The organism is Megasphaera elsdenii DSM 20460, from assembly GCF_003010495.1.
GTDB lineage: Bacteria > Bacillota > Negativicutes > Veillonellales > Megasphaeraceae > Megasphaera > Megasphaera elsdenii.
The window spans coordinates 210,994-226,990 of the sequence record NZ_CP027570.1 but is presented as its reverse complement, the minus strand read 5'-3'; the positions used below and the strand labels follow the sequence as shown (position 1 = coordinate 226,990).

General features: G+C 50.7%; 17 protein-coding genes and 1 pseudogene. 17 read left to right on the top strand and 1 reads right to left on the bottom strand.

Features of this window, described 5'->3' with window-relative positions; genetic code table 11:
* Positions 1-362: 362 nt before the first annotated feature.
* Positions 363-1,013 (bottom strand): class I SAM-dependent methyltransferase, encoded by a 651-nt coding sequence (locus C6362_RS01145; protein WP_014016245.1) that lies wholly within the window; start codon positions 1,011-1,013, stop codon positions 363-365.
* Between the two features lie 402 nt (positions 1,014-1,415).
* Between C6362_RS01145 and C6362_RS01135 the strand changes: the two genes are divergently transcribed.
* From C6362_RS01135 to C6362_RS01045, 17 genes and pseudogenes are all read left to right on the top strand, one after another.
* Positions 1,416-2,372, top strand: a complete 957-nt coding sequence (locus C6362_RS01135; RefSeq protein ID WP_014016246.1) for an L-lactate dehydrogenase — start codon at positions 1,416-1,418, stop codon at positions 2,370-2,372.
* A gap of 6 nt (positions 2,373-2,378) precedes the next feature.
* Complete coding sequence (locus tag C6362_RS01130) at positions 2,379-2,624, top strand: hypothetical protein (protein ID WP_014016247.1); 246 nt, start codon at positions 2,379-2,381, stop codon at positions 2,622-2,624.
* Positions 2,625-2,829: 205 nt separating this feature from the next.
* On the top strand, positions 2,830-3,435 hold the full coding sequence (locus C6362_RS01125; protein ID WP_014016248.1) for a class I SAM-dependent methyltransferase: 606 nt from the start codon (positions 2,830-2,832) through the stop codon (positions 3,433-3,435).
* A 17-nt stretch (positions 3,436-3,452) separates the two neighbouring features.
* Complete coding sequence (locus C6362_RS01120; protein ID WP_014016249.1) at positions 3,453-4,016, top strand: RNA 2'-phosphotransferase; 564 nt, start codon at positions 3,453-3,455, stop codon at positions 4,014-4,016.
* Between the two features lie 3 nt (positions 4,017-4,019).
* Complete coding sequence (locus tag C6362_RS01115; RefSeq protein ID WP_014016250.1) at positions 4,020-4,976, top strand: AEC family transporter; 957 nt, start codon at positions 4,020-4,022, stop codon at positions 4,974-4,976.
* Positions 4,977-5,001: 25 nt separating this feature from the next.
* Positions 5,002-5,367: a Na+/H+ antiporter NhaC family protein gene (locus tag C6362_RS01110; protein ID WP_014016251.1), complete on the top strand. Its 366-nt coding sequence runs from the start codon at positions 5,002-5,004 to the stop codon at positions 5,365-5,367.
* A 328-nt stretch (positions 5,368-5,695) separates the two neighbouring features.
* A complete protein-coding gene (locus tag C6362_RS01100) occupies positions 5,696-5,890 on the top strand; it encodes a hypothetical protein (RefSeq protein ID WP_027895332.1) in 195 nt (64 codons plus the stop codon).
* 680 nt (positions 5,891-6,570) lie between these two features.
* Positions 6,571-7,962 (top strand): group II intron reverse transcriptase/maturase, encoded by a 1,392-nt coding sequence (gene ltrA, locus C6362_RS01095; protein ID WP_198407942.1) that lies wholly within the window; start codon positions 6,571-6,573, stop codon positions 7,960-7,962.
* A gap of 272 nt (positions 7,963-8,234) precedes the next feature.
* Positions 8,235-9,461 carry an RNA-guided endonuclease TnpB family protein gene (locus C6362_RS01090; RefSeq protein WP_106699280.1) on the top strand — a complete coding sequence of 409 codons (1,227 nt, stop codon included), beginning with the start codon at positions 8,235-8,237 and terminating at the stop codon, positions 9,459-9,461.
* 219 nt (positions 9,462-9,680) lie between these two features.
* Positions 9,681-10,232, top strand: a complete 552-nt coding sequence (locus tag C6362_RS01085) for a flavin reductase family protein (RefSeq protein ID WP_014016254.1) — start codon at positions 9,681-9,683, stop codon at positions 10,230-10,232.
* 173 nt (positions 10,233-10,405) lie between these two features.
* A complete protein-coding gene (locus tag C6362_RS01080; protein WP_014016255.1) occupies positions 10,406-11,227 on the top strand; it encodes a nitroreductase family protein in 822 nt (273 codons plus the stop codon).
* 106 nt (positions 11,228-11,333) lie between these two features.
* Positions 11,334-12,746, top strand: a complete 1,413-nt coding sequence (locus tag C6362_RS01075; protein WP_041647170.1) for a glycoside hydrolase family 1 protein — start codon at positions 11,334-11,336, stop codon at positions 12,744-12,746.
* A gap of 206 nt (positions 12,747-12,952) precedes the next feature.
* Positions 12,953-13,636 carry a DUF2249 domain-containing protein gene (locus tag C6362_RS01070; RefSeq protein WP_014016257.1) on the top strand — a complete coding sequence of 228 codons (684 nt, stop codon included), beginning with the start codon at positions 12,953-12,955 and terminating at the stop codon, positions 13,634-13,636.
* A gap of 365 nt (positions 13,637-14,001) precedes the next feature.
* Positions 14,002-14,643: an esterase gene (locus C6362_RS01060; RefSeq protein WP_014016259.1), complete on the top strand. Its 642-nt coding sequence runs from the start codon at positions 14,002-14,004 to the stop codon at positions 14,641-14,643.
* Positions 14,640-14,852 (top strand): annotated as a pseudogene (locus C6362_RS12060) (nitrilase-related carbon-nitrogen hydrolase); the annotation flags it as partial. The gene C6362_RS01060 and the pseudogene C6362_RS12060, both read left to right, overlap by 4 nt.
* Positions 14,785-15,210 (top strand): C1 family peptidase, encoded by a 426-nt coding sequence (locus C6362_RS12280; RefSeq protein ID WP_080596490.1) that lies wholly within the window; start codon positions 14,785-14,787, stop codon positions 15,208-15,210. The pseudogene C6362_RS12060 and the gene C6362_RS12280, both read left to right, overlap by 68 nt.
* Before the next feature lie 84 nt (positions 15,211-15,294).
* The gene (locus C6362_RS01045) at positions 15,295-15,969 is read left to right on the top strand and encodes a flavodoxin family protein (RefSeq protein WP_014016261.1); all 675 of its coding nucleotides are present in this window, start codon (positions 15,295-15,297) and stop codon (positions 15,967-15,969) included.
* Positions 15,970-15,997 lie beyond the last annotated feature (28 nt).

Here is a 15,997-nt window from a genome sequence, read left to right as displayed (position 1 = left end):
TGCGCCTTACAAGAAAACCACTTGCAGCCAGGGAACAAGGGCGGCGTAGCCGTACTATTTACCCTTGTTCCCTGGCTGCAGGTGGTTAGGCTCTGAAGCAAAAAAAAATTTAGTTAGGTCTTTTTATTTTTTCGTTAGGACTCTTTTCGGCCGGCGCCCGTTAGGGCGTCCGGCCGCGATTTTTTTTGGCATTGTTAACCCTTCACGTTCTGGCAACTGTCCTGCACTTCCAGAGGGACCAGAAAGGCTTTGGGCGGCCCGCTATGCGCTGCGGGTATCCCGGTTGTTGTATCGCCAAGACGGGCGCGCCACGTGCACGCCCCTGCGATTCTTCACAGAATGGTTGCCAAAAACGCTAGGGGTCATTGCTTTTTTTGTCCTTCGATGCAGATCCAACGGTGGTCTTTTTCGATGTGGACCTGGACGGAGGGGAAGCCGGCATCGCGGAAAATGGTTTCAAAGGTTTCCGGTGTCGGGTTATAGAGGTGATAGCGTTTGATATTTTCCCGGACTTCAGCACTGAGGCCGTCGTGGCCGTAGATTTCAGCGATGAGAAGGAAGGTGCCACCTGGTTTGAGGACGCGGCGTACTTCTTTCAGGTTTTCTTGTGGATTAGGCCAGAAATAGAAACTTTCGACGGTCGTAATTTTATCGAAGGTGTTGTCCGCAAAGGGCAGGGCTTCGACGGAGCCTTCATAGATTTCCATTTTTCCGGCGGCAATGGCAGCGGCATTAGTCTGGCGCGAAGTCTGGACGGACGTGGCAGAATAGTCGATGCCCGTCAGATGGCCCGTCGTCACGTGGGCGCTCATGCGGCGCAAATTGGCACCGCCGCCGCAGCCGATGTCGAGGACGGCTTCATCGCCGCGCCAGGTGAAGTGCGAGAGGCCCCAGGCTGTGAGGGGCGCATGGCTTTCATTCATGCGGGCCAGCATCTGTTCGCCCGCTTCGCCTGTCGGTTTGGCTGGATTGCCGGCAGCCGTGACAGCTTTTTGTTTTTCTTCTTTTGTCATAGTAGAAGCACCTGCTTTCTTGATTTGATAACTTTTCTCTATTGTACAACTTTTTTTGATTTTTTCAAATCTATATATTGATATATCAATAAAAATAGATATAATAAAAGCATGAAACGCGGCTGAATATCCTGAAATGGTTGAAGAATCCGGAAAATATTTTCCTCCGCAGGGAATCCATTTACCGGAAGGGGCGAAGTTTGACAACTGTGCCTGCGTAGGATCCATCTGTGACAAGGCAGGAGAGGAGTGGGAATTTGAGGTTATGACCATAAGGAATTAGATGACACCGAAAAAATAAATAAAAAAGTATAAGTTCACTTTACTTTTCGTAGTATTTACAACAGACAACAGGACGATTTCCTGATAACATAAATATAATAAGAATAAGGAGGGATTTTTATGAGTTTCAAAAAACGTATCGTCGGTGTCATCGGTCTGGGCCATGTCGGTGCCCATGTGGCCTTCAACTTGGGGGTCTTAGGCATTGCCGACGAAGTCAAGCTCTGTGATGTTAACCATGATAAACTGGTCAGCGAACGGCAGGACTTCATGGACGCCGTTATGTTTATGCCTCATCGTGTCAACTATACCATTGCCAGCTATGAAGAACTGGCGGACTGCGACGTCATCGTCAATGCCATCGGCGACATCAAGCTCTGCGCTTCGGGCAACCGTGACGATGAAATGCATTTCACGGTACCTCAGGTAGCCGACTACATCCCGAAAGTTATGGCCGGCGGCTTCAAGGGCATCATCATCAACATCACCAATCCCTGCGACGTCATTACAGACCTCATCGCCAAGAAGAGCGGCCTGCCCAAGGGGCACGTTTTCGGTACGGGCACAGGTCTCGACAGCTCGCGTCTGGTCAGCGCCATTTCCCAGCAGACCGGCCTGGACCACCATTCCTTCTCGGCCTACATGATGGGCGAACACGGCAATTCCCAGATCGTCCCCTGGTCGCTGATCCACTTTGGTGGCAAGCCCTTGGCTGAATTGGAAGAAAATCCGAACTACGTCTTCGATAAAGACAAAGTCCAGGAACAGACCATCAAAGCCGGCTGGGTCACGTACTCCGGCAAGGGCTGCACGGAATACGGCATCAGCATGACCGGTGCCACCATGGTCCGCGCCGTCCTGCGTGATGAACGGAAAATCATGGCCGCCAGCGCTCCTTTGGACGGTGAATACAGCGAAAAGGGCATCTTCTGCGGTGTCCCGTCGGTCATCGGCGCCAACGGCATCGAAGAAGTCATCGAATACAACTTGCCTGACGACGAACTGAAAAAATTTAAAGCCTGCTGCGCGACGATTCGTCAGAACATCGCCAACGCAGAGGCTTTTTGGAAGAAATAGATTGAATTGAAATTACAATGCCTGCGGCAGAGTGAAGAACCAGATTTGGCTTTCTTGCTCAGCCGGGGCATTTTTTTTCAGGCTGAATTTGACCTTGTGGACACTCTTGTCTTCTTGAACAACATCAAGACCTGGGGCGTCGGCGGCAGCTATGTCGTAGCCAAGAATACCTTATTCAACGTCTACCAGAGCTTTGGCTCTAAATGGAAGACGAATAAGACCAATGCCGATGATCCGGCAGCTTTTTTTTAGGGGTTAGCAGTCAGGGGCTAGGGGTTAGTGGTTGTTAATTCATACTAACATTGAAATGTGGCTGTCGAGTCCTGTCAGGCCTAAAGAAAAACCCCGGCGCGGGAGATGTCCGGGGGTTTTCCTTCGAACGACGCAGTTGTTATTTTGCCGTGAGCGGTATATGATAGAATTATTGTATTTCAACATTAATAAAAAGGAGTGCATTATGGCGACACGTGAACAGGAATGGGAAGAGCTGCTGGGGATTAAGACTTCTGGGCGCGATGACAGTCATTCGGATGGGGAACACCATCCCTACGAACCGACGGATTACTGCGTCCTTGAACGGTTGGCCAACAGCGGCCTGATCCGCAAAAAGAATACCCTCATCGATTACGGCAGCGGCAAGGGAAGGGTGAGTATTTTCCTGGCTTACCAGACGGGCTGCCATTCTCTCGGCATCGAATACGACGAACGGCTCTGGCAGAAAGCAATGCTCAACGCCAAGAGCCCGGCGGCACGGCAGCGCGTCTCCTTCGTCCTGGCCGATGCGGCGGCCTATGAGATCCCCGATGAAGCAGACTGCTGCTTTTTCTTCAATCCTTTCGCCCTGCACACGCTGAAGCGGGTCCTCGGGAAAATCTTCGACTCTCTCGAACGCAAACCGCGGCCGCTGCGCCTCTTTTTCTACTATCCCTATGAAGATACGGAGCACTTCCTCAACCAGCACCTGCGCCTCATCGCCGAAGAGCCCATCGACTGCCGCGATCTCTTTGACGGTGACGACGAAAAAGAAAAGATATTAGTTTATCAGGTACGGAGTTTTTTATAAAAGAAAAGGTGATCATCATGGATTTAACGCGTATCAGCCGCTACCTCAGCCTCATCCTGCGCCATAAGCCCTGGGTGGCCGGCGTGACTTTGGACCGGCACGGCTGGGCCGATGTGGAAGAACTGCTGGCCGGCGTCAGCAGGAAGTATCCTATCAATAAAGAAATCTTGGAAGAAATCGTGCGCACAGACAACAAGCAGCGCTATTCCTTCAATGACGAGAAGACGAAGATCCGGGCCAATCAGGGCCATTCCATTCCCGTCGACGTCGAGCTGCCCGTGGTCACGCCGCCGCCCATCCTCTATCACGGTACGGGCGAGAAATACACGGCCTCTATCGAGCGCCAGGGCCTGCTGCCCAAGAGCCGCCTCTACGTCCACCTTTCGGGCGATGCCGTGACGGCCCGAAAGGTCGGCCAGCGCCACGGCAAACCTGTCATCTACACCGTCGCCAGCGGTAAAATGGTAAAAGAAGGCTTCACTTTCTACCGTTCCGTCAACGGCGTCTGGCTGACAAAAAAAGTGCCGTCCCGCTTCTTAACGCGGTATGCGGCACCTGATTCTGACCACGAGGGGAGATAAGAAATGCTGTTACTGGAAATCATTGAAGACATCCTGCCTATTATATTGCTGATGGTCCTGGGCTATTTTCTGCGTGAGAAAAAATTCATCGATGACGGTTTAAACAAGAACCTCGCCTTTTTAGTCATGAACATCGCCCTGCCGTCGTCCATCTTCGTTTCGGTAATCAAGACCCTCGACCTTTCCCAACTGGGCAACCTGACCGGGCCTCTCATTTCCGGGACGGTGATACTGGCCGTCCTCTATCTCATCAGCTTCGTTCTGGTAAAAGTCTGCCGTGTCCCGCACGGCCGCCGGGGCAGCTTCATCAACGGCATCGTCAATACGAACAGCCTTTTCATCGGCATGCCCCTGAACGCGGCTCTGTTTGGCGACCAGTCGATTACGTATTTCCTCGTCTTCTATGTACTGAGCCTGCTTTCTATCTGGACGGTTGGCGCCACTTTGGTGCTCAATGATCCGAGCACGCCGGACGCTGCGGCCGGGGGAGCCCGCTTCCAGCCGAAACGGCTGCTGCAGGCGCCGCTGGTCGGCTGCGTCGCTGCCTTTCTCGTCCTCTTCTTCGACATTTCGATTCCTAAGCCCCTCTTTGCGACGCTGAACTATCTCGGCAATATGGTGACCGGCCTGTCACTCATTTATATCGGCATCAGCCTCTCCGTCGCCGGCCTTGCCAGCATCCGCTTCGATAAGGATACGGTCGTGGTCATGCTCGTCAAATTCGTCCTCAGTCCGGCCCTGACCGCTGCCGTCTTCGGAATCGCCGCCGGCCTTGGCGGCGTCCTGCCGGCCATTGCTAGCCAGACCTTCATCGTCCAGAGCGCCGTGCCGACCATCGCTGTCCTGCCGATTCTGGCGACCCAGGGCAAGGGCGACGTCACCTATGCGGCCAACTTAGTCACCATCGGCACGCTGCTCTTCGTCATCGTCGTCCCGGCAGTCATGCTGCTTATCTCTTAAGGACTTCTGGAAGGAGAAAACTGCCATGAATTTTCTTCCCTTAGGACTGTTTGCGGCCGGGCTGTTGTTCTGCCTGGTCTTTACGGCCTTTGGCTGTACGATTGTCGTGTCCCTCGCTTCCGTCGCCATTGCCTGCAACCAGACCTTGTCGCCCATCATGGTGCAGGAGCTCTGCCAGTCGCTTTATGACGACAAAGAGGAAATGGCCTTGGCCCTGGAAGACACGACCATCGTCCTCGCGGCCCTCGTGCCCTGGAGTGTTGCTGCTGCCGTACCCCTGGCGGCCCTCGGTGCCTCATCCTGGGGCATTGCCGCTGCCGTCTACCTTTACTTGCAGCCACTCTGGAGCTGGCTGCGCACATCTTTTCGCAAACGTGAACAGGGGGCTTAGCAATGATTGACATCAAATCGATTCTTTCACTTCTCGAAGACGACGGGACACCGGAAAAGTGGGCGGCTGTGACGCCTGTGGCAGGCGACCAGACCTGAAATTTTTTGGCTCCGAATGTCACGATGGATGATGAAGAGAAACGAAAAAAGGGGCTTTCAAAGAGTGGCTGACAGCCCAAGGATTTCGTTGGGGTGGTGGCGACAATAGCATCGAAGAAGTCATCGAATACAACTTGCCTGACGACGAACTGAAAAAATTTAAAGCCTGCTGCGCGACGATTCGTCAGAACATCGCCAACGCAGAGGCTTTTTGGAAGAAATAGATTGAATTGAAATTACAATGCCTGCGGCAGAGTGAAGAACTAGATTTTAAGACCCTCGATAACGATGACAGTGCCAACTGGTGGGCTGCTCAGCTGACATATGGCAAAGCTGTAAAATCTCAGCCGGGTACTTGGAGCGCTTGGGTCGAATACCTCAATGTCGAAGATGGGGCTTATCTCGGTGGTTCGACGAATAGCTGACGCTTTGACAGCGATGCCTTGAACAATATCAAGACCGGGGCGTCGGCGGCAGCTATGTCGTAGCCAAGAATACCTTATTCAACGTCTACCAGAGCTTTGGCTCTAAATGGAAGACGAATAAGACCCATGCCGATGATCCGGAAGAACAGACGAGAGCTGAATTCGTATTCTCCTTCTAAGAGAACGTTTGAGGTTTGATGTTTGAAGTTTAATGTAAAAAGGGCTGTCGCTGATGCGGCAGCTTTTTTTTAGGTGCGCCCGGCATGGGCGCACTCTAATGGGTGAAAGTCCCTAAGCCGCCCGGTAGCGGGAAGGCTATAGCCAGAACCAAGGGTGTCCATCGTGAGATGGAATCTGAAGGAAGGTCGAGGCAAATCTCTGGTCTGACGAACAGAAATCACATAAGGCTAGTCATGGGGATAAGGCCGCCTAACAGGTTGAAGTCCCATAGCTACACGGAACCATGAATAGTAGATGTGGCAGACACATGGAGAGAAAGAGTGCGTTCTTACCCGGGGAGGCCTCATGGACATGATGGTGCCATATAGATTGGACATCATGGTTGAAATAAGATTTATCATGAGGAGTCAGCCGAGGCCATAGTACCTTATGGGCTATAGACCATGAGGAAAGGGCCGAATCCTAGGAGATGTTAGTTAATGAAAGTAACCAATCATGGAATGAAAGACAGAAAACTTCATCAAGAAGGCTGTCCACAAAAAGAGGTTGCGGAACAACCGGGATATGTGGAAGCGTCTGCCCATGCGAGGATTGCTGAACACAACGACATCATTGCAAGCTTGCCAGCGGACAGTCTGTTGAAGCAGATTTTATCACGAGACAACTTAAATGGTGCCTATAAGAAGGTAAAGTCTAATCGAGGAACCGGCGGGGTCGACAGGATGAGTGTAGATGAACTTCTACCCTACCTGCGGGAACATCGCCTGGACCTCCTTCAGCAAATACGGAATGGGAAATATAAGCCCCAGCCAGTCCGTCGGGTTGAAATACCCAAAGAGGAAAAAGGGAAATTCCGGAAATTAGGAATCCCTACGGTCGTAGACCGCATGATACAACAGGCGATTACGCAGGTTCTTGTGCCTATCTACGAGCCACAGTTTTCAGATAGCAGTTTCGGGTTCCGTCCCAAACGGGGCGCCCACGATGCGTTGAAACAATGCCAGGCCTATGCAGATGAGGGCTATGTCTACGTCGTAGACATGGACTTGGAGAAATTTTTCGACAATGTCTGCCAAAGCAAATTGATAGAAGTTCTGTCAAGGAGCGTAAAAGACGGCCGGGTCATCTCGCTGATACACCAATATCTCCATGCTGGTGTTATCCGGCATGGGATGTTCGAACGAAGTGAACAGGGGGTTCCCCAAGGAGGGCCATTGAGTCCGCTCTTGAGTAACATCATGCTGAATGAGCTGGATAAGGAGCTGGAACGGCGCGGACATAAATTTGTCCGCTATGCAGATGACTGCATGATACTCTGCAAAAGCAGAAGAAGTGCCGAAAGGACCTTGGAAAGCATCACTCGATATATTGAGAAGAAATTATTTCTCAAGGTGAATCGAAATAAGACGCACGTAGCCCACATCCGCTATGTTAAATATCTGGGATATGGCTTCTACCGAAAGAATGGAAAATGCCGACTCCGGGTGCATCCGAAATCCATTACTAAGATGAAAGACCGTTTGCGGTTTATATTGAAACGAAGCAATGGAAAAGGAAACGAAGTGAGAGCCCTTCTATTGAAACGATTCATAAAGGGATGGGTGAATTACTTTAAACTAGCGAATATGAAGGAACTGCTAATTCAAATTGACAGATGGATTCGACGCAAAATACGAACCATATACTGGAAACAATGGAAGAAGGTACGGACGAAACACCGGATGATAAGCCAATACGGCGCGCCCAAGTGGGTAGTGTTGGAAATGGCTAACTGCCGAAAAGGTCCGTGGCGAGCAGCGGCAATGCTGAACTCAGTTCTTACGAATAAAGAAATAGCCCGCCTTGGCTACATAACCATGACGAGCTATTACAAGCAAGTATGCGAAAACTAGGAAACCGCCGTGTACCGAACGGTACGCACGGTGGTGTGAGAGGTCGGGATTTCTACTCAGAAATCCCTCCTACTCGATGGGTTAGCAGTCAGGGGCTAGGGGTTAGTGGTGTTAATTCATCTTCATGGTGCGGTGGAGACTCGTGACTTTAGTCATGAGAGGAGCCGCACCTCCCCTCCTTTCAATAATAAATAATAGACTTTTAGCAAAAAAATTATGATATAATAATTTTAATGAAGTAGTATAGATTTTAGAAAGGCAGGTGAGAAATAGTGTCCAACCTAACTAAAACAATAAAACTTCGTATACACGTTACTCCCGAACAAGAGACGCTGTTCCGTCAGATGACTGAACAATACCGTCAGGCTTGTAACTTCGTGTCGCAGTACATCTTCGACCACCGATTTAACATGGCCTACCAAAGTCTCAACAGAGAACTGTACAGTGACCTGCGCAGCCAGTTCGGTCTGAAATCGCAGCTGGCCCAGTCTTCTATCAAGACGACGATTGCCAGATATAAGACGGTAAAACAACAGCTCTTCCAAAATCCCTACAGATATAAGGATGAAGATGGCAACTGGCAACGCATTACCAAGACATGGGAATGGCTTTGGAAGCCGATATTCTTTACTCGTCCACAAGCTGATTTGGTCCGTAACCGAGATTACAGTTTCGTGGATGATGGTCAAATCCTATCTATCAATACACTCGGCAAAAGAACCAAATGCACTTTTGAGGGCGAACATTTCGCTGAATACCTTGATGGCGCTTATGACCTTGGAACAGCAAAACTGGTCGAACTCAAAGGTTTATGGTATCTCCATATTCCCGTAACCCAAGCTGTCGAAGATTTTCAGAAAGAAAACGTCCGTCACGTTGTCGGTATTGACCGTGGATTACGTTTTCTTACTGTTAGTTACGACGAACAGGGCAAAACTGAATTCGTCTCTGGTAAGAAGATGGCTACTAAACGCCATAAATTTCAGGAAGTCCGCCGCCAGCTCCAGTCTAAAGGCACAAAATCAGCAAAGCATAGACTCAAAGCCATTTCAGGACGAGAGAACCGTTGGATGTCTGATGTAAACCATCGGATTTCTAAGACACTCGTTGAAAAATACGGCAAAGATACGCTGTTTGTGCTTGAAGATTTGACCGGTGTTAGCTTCGAAGAGTCCCATCTTTCAAGAACTGCTAAACAAAATTACGACCTGCGCAGCTGGGCGTTCTATCAGTTGGAACAATTCTTGACTTATAAAGCTCATGAAAATCGTTCCGAAGTTCTGAAGGTATCTGCTAAGTATACCTCTCAACGTTGTCCCAAATGCGGTACTATCCACAAGGAAAACCGTGACCATCACAAACACTTATATCGTTGCCAGTGTGGTTACAGATCTAACGATGACCGTATCGGAGCTATGAATATCCAACTCCTCGGAACTATGTGGATTTCCGGAGATAACCGTCCTCGTTACGAAAGAATAACAACTGCTTTGGAGTAAATCTCCTTAGCAAAGCGGGTGTTGTCAGCCACCCGATGATGTAGGCGGATTTAGGAAGACATCTTTTAGATGTCGTTAGTACCTATGCAGTTCCGACTTACAAGCTCCCGACTTTAGTCGGGAGTAGTTGACGTAAAATAAATATTGGCATATCTAGAAAAATAGATATAATAAAACCAAGAAGAAAGTTAAGATAAATATTTGAATGGGGGAATTACGATGGAATTTGATGCCAAGCATTCGATCATTACACCGGAAGGTGTCTTTATTATTGGAACGTATGATGAAAACGGCGTGCCCAATGCCATGAACGCGGCTTGGGGCCAGCAGAGCGACTACGGGGAAATCACGCTCTTTTTAGCGAAGCACAAGACGACGGACAACGTGAAGAAGACCAAGGCCTTCACCGTTGCTTTCGCCACCAAGGATACGGTCGTCATTTCCGACTACTTCGGCGTGGAAACGGGCAACAAAGTCAACAAGATTGAACAGGCCGGCGTCCATGTCCACAAGGCGCCGCACGTCAATGCGCCGATCATCGAAGAATATCCGGTCACTCTGGAATGTGAAATGAAGAGCTGGGACGACGAAACGGGCATCCTCGTCGGCAAAATCGTTGCCATGCAGGCCGATGAAAAGGTCCTCACCGACGGCCACGTCGACCTGGATAAACTCCAGCCGATCATCTTCGACATCAGCACCAGCACGTACCGCACCATCGGCCCCGTCGTAGGGCAGGCCTTCCATGACGGACTGGCGCTGAAGAAGTAAGAAAAAGGGATTGTCGCACGAAGGCTTCTGCCATCATGCACAATCCTTTTTTTGCATCGTTTGTCGTGAGAATTTTCGATGAACGATGAACGACGAACGATGAACGATTTCCCGGTGCGCGATGGATAGACTCTTGCTATAATAGGGGTATATACTATTGGGAGGGAAGCGTTATGATGAAACGTATGATTGCTGTTGATGAAGAAAAATGTATCCACTGTGGAATGTGCCTGCGCGATTGCGTGGCTTCGTGTCTGGAATTCGACGACCAGAAGATACCCCGTTATATCAAGGATGGGGAAAAGATGTGCCTGGCCTGTCAGCACTGCCTGGCCGTCTGTCCGACAGGGGCTTTTTCCTTCGGTGGCCTCGATCCGGCGGCTTCTGACCCGGTTACGACCGTGGACAGTGCAGCAATGCTGGGCCTGATTAAATCGCGGCGCAGTATCCGTCAGTATAAGGAAGACGATGTACCAGCTGAAAAAATTGAAAAGCTCAAGGACATGCTGGCCTATCCGCCGACAGGCGTCAATGCGCCGTCTCTCCGCTTTTCTATTATCGCCACGCGCCAGAAAATGGATGAACTGCGCAAAATCACCTATGATTGTCTGGAAAGTATTCCGGCTGATTCGCCCTTAGCTTTCCTGAAGGACATGGCAGATAAAAGCCTGCAGGCTGGCAGGGATTTGGTCTACCGCGGTGCACCGGCCCTGGTCATCGTCTCCGTCGATGAAAAGAAAGCGGCCGAAACGTGCAAAAATGCCGACCCGATCATTGCCCTTTCGTATCTGGAACTCTACGCCGCCAGCCTGGGACTGGGGACGGTCTGGGACGGTTTCGCTGTGGCCCTGGCCCAGCATTTCCCGAAAATCGAAGCGCAGTTCCATATCCCGAAGCACTGCCAACTCGGCTTCGTCATGGCCCTTGGCATCCCGGCTGTTGCATATGCCCGCACGCCGCAGCTGAAGACGGACAATGTGGAAATCATTAAATAAGGGACCGCTCTTCTTTGCGGCTCTGCAGCGCGTCATGCAGGGCATCAACGGCTGGGTCGACAGCTTTTTTGTAAATTTGTAAAATAGAGACTGGATAAAGGAGAAAATGATGTTTCCTGAAAATTTTCTTTGGGGCGGCGCTGTGGCTGCCAATCAGCTGGAAGGGGCTTATGATGAAGGCGGCAAGGGCCTTTCGATTCAGGATGTCCTGCCGCAGGGACTGAAGGGGCCGCGCACGGCCGGGCCGACACCGGACAATTTAAAATTGAAAGGCATTGATTTTTATCATCGTTATAAAGAAGATATCCGCCTCTTTGCGGAACTGGGCTTCAAGGTCTTCCGCACGTCCATCGCCTGGAGCCGGATTTTTCCGCGCGGCGACGAAAAAGAGCCGAATGAAGCGGGCCTGGTTTTTTACGATGACCTCTTCGATGAATGTCATAAGTACGGCATCGAGCCTTTGGTGACGATTTCCCACTATGAAACGCCCCTCTATCTGGCCGACCATTACGGCGGCTGGACGAACCGCAAGCTCATCGGCTTTTACGAAAACTACGTCCGCACGATTTTTACGCGCTATCAGCATAAGGTCAAGTACTGGCTGACTTTCAATGAAATCAATTCAATTCTGGGCTCGCCCTTCATGAGCGGCGCCATCCCGACGCCAAAAGAGGAACTCAGCGCAAGTGACCTCTATCAGGCCATCCACCATGAGCTCGTGGCCAGCGCCAGAGCCGTAAAAATCGGTCACGAAATCAACCCGGCTTTTCAGATCGGTTGCATGGTCCTGGCCATGCCCAGTTATCCTTTGACACCGCAGCCGACTGATGTCATCGCGGCCATGGAGCTCAACCACCAGAATGAGCTCTTCCTCGAAGTCCAGGCCCGCGGCCGCTATCCGGGCTATGCCCAGCGCTATTTCAGGGAAAAGGGAATCCATCTCGATATCCGTCCGGACGAAAGGGAACTGCTGCAGGAAAATACGGTCGATTTTATTTCCCTGAGCTATTATGTCAGTACCTGTGCGGCCGCCGACAGCACGGCCGCAGATGCGGCAGGCGACCTCTTTACGGGCGTGACCAATCCGTATTTGCCGTCATCGGCCTGGGGCTGGCAGATCGACCCGCAGGGCCTGCGCTTTGTCCTCAATACGTTCTGGGATAAATTCCAAAAGCCCCTCTTCGTCGTCGAAAATGGGCTCGGTGCGAAGGACGAGCTCGTCTTTGACGACGAAAAGGGGCAGTGGACCGTCGAGGACGATTACCGCATCGATTATTTGCAGCAGCATCTCTTGGCCGTAGAAGAAGCCTTAGCCGACGGCATCCCCGTCCTCGGCTACACCATCTGGGGCTGCATCGATCTGGTCAGCGCCTCGACGGCGCAGATGAGCAAGCGTTACGGCGTCATTTACGTCGACCGCCATGACGACGGCAGGGGCAGCCTGGCCCGCTATCGGAAGAAATCCTTTTACTGGTACCAAAAGGTTATCGCCAGCAACGGCGTGGCCCTGCACGACTAAAACATAGTATTGTTATTTTCGGCTTTTTCCGTCAGGCCCTTACGTCGAGGTAACTATGTCGTTTGCTGCAGGTCGTTCATCGAAAAAAGATAAAATTTATATTAGTTAGAAAAGCAACGTACCTCCTGTGGGAAATCTGGTAAGATACAGTCATCAAGCGAAAGCCAATCAACGTATCTAAAGGATTTTCAACAGGAGGTTTTGTTATGTATACAGAATGGGAAAATAAAAAAGATCAGTTCAAAGTCATCGATTTGCGTCAGGCTAAGGGCAATTTCTCGCAGGGCCTTTTTCGTCAGGCCGATCAGGTTCCTGAAGGCAGCGGCCTGCAGATTATCCAGAGCTTCGAACCGCATCCGCTCTATGAAGCCATGAAGGACCGGGGCTTTGAATATCACGTGGAAGAAGTGAAGCCCTATGAATTCCACATCTGGTTCTACCGCAGCGAAGCAAAACCGGCATCGGGCAAGAAGCCTTTCGGGCCGGCGGCACTCCTCAATTTCCCGATCATCGACAAGAACTTGGGCCGCATTGCCGTCGAATTCTGGGACGAAACGTGGAATGACGAACGCCATTACCTCTCTTATGAAATGCGCCTCATCCTCTCCCTGGCCAATGCCGTCGGCGCCGGCCGCTACCGTCAGGCTGCACGGGAACTGGTCAAAGCCTATATCCACGGCATCGATTCCCGTGCCTTCGACGACGTCTTCGAACTCATCGCCTGGAACCAGGGCATCGGCTTCTTCAGCTCCCAGATCGGCCCGTCGCCGCTCTTCGGTGCCTACAAACTGATCAAACAGGAAGAAGCCAAAGGCACGAGCCGTGACGCCATCAAAAAGAGGCTCATGGAAAACTTCGGCGAAAAGAACCAGCAAGTGAAAGTACTTTAAAAAGTTTGTAGTTTTTAGTTTATAGTTTTCAGTACGTACGAATGTTATTAATTAAAGCCATCTACTACAAACTGCAAACTACAAACTGTAGACTTTTAGAGAAAAGGGATTGGGCATGATGGTAGAAACCTTCGTGCGACAATCCCCTTTTTACTGTCGAAACAGGAAAAATGTGCGTTTGGACGTCAAAAACAGTTGGAAAAATGTGCGAATTACCGTACAATGTCTTTAGAAAAATGTGCAGGGGGTTATTTTATAATGGTAAAAGATATTGTACGCAACGTTATTTTTTTAGGACGGAAATCGGAAGCAGCGACGAAGGCGGATCTGCCGGTCGTCAAGAATCTGCAGGAAGGGGAAATTTTATGCTAAAATCGTTTGAATTCGGAAATCCCAGGGCGCAGCACGTCCTCATCCAGTTGGTCGACGACCACGACTTAGCCGGGATGGAAAAGGAAATCACAGCCATCCGGGCGGCGACGGACGTCGATTTCCGCCTCCTGGCCCTGCAGGTCGCAGACTGGAACCGGGATTTGTCGCCCTGGCCGGCGCCGCCGGTCTTTGGCAAAGTGCCCTTTGGTAATGGCGCCAAAGAAACGCTGCAGGAAGTGCTGACCTTTACGGCAGATCCTGCGAAGAAATATTATCTCGGCGGCTATTCCCTGGCCGGTCTCTTTGCCCTTTGGGCGGCCTGTGAAAGCGCCGTTTTCCAGGGCATCGCGGCGGCCTCGCCGTCGGTCTGGTTCCCGGCCTTCTGCGACTATCTGAAAGAAAAAACTTTCCAGAGCCCGTGCGTCTACCTGAGCCTCGGCGACAAGGAAAAGAAGACGCGCAATCTCGTCATGGCCAGCGTCGAAGACCGCATCCGCGATGTCTTTGACCTGTTCCAGGGGCGGAATCTAACATGTACACTGGAATGGAACAAAGGGAATCATTTCCAGGACAACGACATCCGTACGGCCAAGGCCTTTGCCTGGGTCTTGGAACATACGAGGGGGAATGAATGATGAAGCTTGCCATGGCACAGATGGCTATGTCCAAAGATATGGAAGCGAATTTCCAGAAGAGTTATGATTTTGTCCGCCAGGCTGCAGGGGCCGACCTGATTTTCTTCCCGGAAGTGCAGCACATGCCTTTCCTGCCGCAGTATGAAGCGGCTGAACTGCCAGAAAAATTGGGGAAGAAGCGAGACGACTATCTGCTCCGGCCGGATGATGCCCACGTCACGGCTTTCAATGAGCTGGCGCGGCAGTCACAGTGCATGGTCTCGCCGAACCTCTATCTCCAGTACGGCGGACAAGCCCCTGGATACGCCCATCCAGTTCCACGCCGTGGAAAATATGACGGGCTGCGACATGAAGGCCCTGAACCTCAGCCAGGACGCCATGGAAGCGCTCTGCGTCAAGCAGCTGAAGAAGGGTCAGGCCATTTGGTTCGCCTGCGATGCCGGCGCTTTCGGCGCCCGCAAGGAAGGTATCTGGGACCCGGACAGCGTCTGCTATGAAGCCCTCTTAATGTATTCGTATGATGATCGCATGAGGGCTGTCAAGCTAAAAAGTATATGGCAAAACTGAATTGAAGAGTATAATAAAAAACATGAAGGTCGTTAATGACTCATGATAAGGAAAAAGAAAATTTTGGAGAAAAGAGGAATCAGGATGAAAGCAATTTTATTGAATGGGAGTCCAAGAAAAAATTTCAGCACGGCCCAATTGCTGCAGCAAGCACAGCTAGGAGCCGAGGCAGCTGGTGCTGAAACGGAACTCATCCATCTGGTGGATTATGAATTTACGGATTGCCGGGAGTGCTATGCCTGTAAGCTGAAAAACAGCAAAACGGGAGGGGTGTGCGCTGTCCGGGACAGCATCCAGCCCGTGCTCAAAAAGATTTGGGACGCCGACGTGGTCATCGTGGGAAGTCCCGTCTATTTCAGCTATCCTAATGGGCAGGTCATCAGCCTCCTCAATCGTTCCCTTTTTCCCATCTATTCCTATTTCTATAAGGATGGGAAGCCCGATATGGTCCCTCATGCTAAAAAATTCTCAGGGTTGATCTATGCCATGAATTGCAAGGAAGAGGAGATGGAAAAATTCCATTATCCGGAGCTGCTGGGAACCTGGGGAAAAACCATGGACCTTGTTTATGGATATAACGAAGTCCAATACTGCTGTAATACCTATCAGTATAATGATTATTCCCGTTACAGACAGAATCTTTTTGATGAAGCGGATAAGAAGCGGCAGCGGGAAGAAGTTTTTCCCCAGGACCTGAAAAAGGCATATGATCTTGGAATGAGATTGACTCAAATGGCGGCGGAAGACCGTAAAAAATAATGGAAATATCATGATGGAACCTCTGCCA

Bases quoted from the DNA above. Each gene is read 5' to 3' on its own strand.
- C6362_RS01145 (WP_014016245.1), bottom strand. From the start codon at position 1,013: ATGACAAAAGAAGAAAAACAAAAAGCTGTCACGGCTGCCGGCAATCCA.
- C6362_RS01135 (WP_014016246.1), top strand. From the start codon at position 1,416: ATGAGTTTCAAAAAACGTATCGTCGGTGTCATCGGTCTGGGCCATGTC.
- C6362_RS01125 (WP_014016248.1), top strand. From the start codon at position 2,830: ATGGCGACACGTGAACAGGAATGGGAAGAGCTGCTGGGGATTAAGACT.
- C6362_RS01120 (WP_014016249.1), top strand. From the start codon at position 3,453: ATGGATTTAACGCGTATCAGCCGCTACCTCAGCCTCATCCTGCGCCAT.
- C6362_RS01115 (WP_014016250.1), top strand. From the start codon at position 4,020: ATGCTGTTACTGGAAATCATTGAAGACATCCTGCCTATTATATTGCTG.
- C6362_RS01110 (WP_014016251.1), top strand. From the start codon at position 5,002: ATGAATTTTCTTCCCTTAGGACTGTTTGCGGCCGGGCTGTTGTTCTGC.
- ltrA (WP_198407942.1), top strand. From the start codon at position 6,571: ATGAAAGACAGAAAACTTCATCAAGAAGGCTGTCCACAAAAAGAGGTT.
- C6362_RS01085 (WP_014016254.1), top strand. From the start codon at position 9,681: ATGGAATTTGATGCCAAGCATTCGATCATTACACCGGAAGGTGTCTTT.
- C6362_RS01080 (WP_014016255.1), top strand. From the start codon at position 10,406: ATGATGAAACGTATGATTGCTGTTGATGAAGAAAAATGTATCCACTGT.
- C6362_RS01075 (WP_041647170.1), top strand. From the start codon at position 11,334: ATGATGTTTCCTGAAAATTTTCTTTGGGGCGGCGCTGTGGCTGCCAAT.
- C6362_RS01070 (WP_014016257.1), top strand. From the start codon at position 12,953: ATGTATACAGAATGGGAAAATAAAAAAGATCAGTTCAAAGTCATCGAT.
- C6362_RS01060 (WP_014016259.1), top strand. From the start codon at position 14,002: ATGCTAAAATCGTTTGAATTCGGAAATCCCAGGGCGCAGCACGTCCTC.
- C6362_RS12280 (WP_080596490.1), top strand. From the start codon at position 14,785: ATGAAGCGGCTGAACTGCCAGAAAAATTGGGGAAGAAGCGAGACGACT.
- C6362_RS01045 (WP_014016261.1), top strand. From the start codon at position 15,295: ATGAAAGCAATTTTATTGAATGGGAGTCCAAGAAAAAATTTCAGCACG.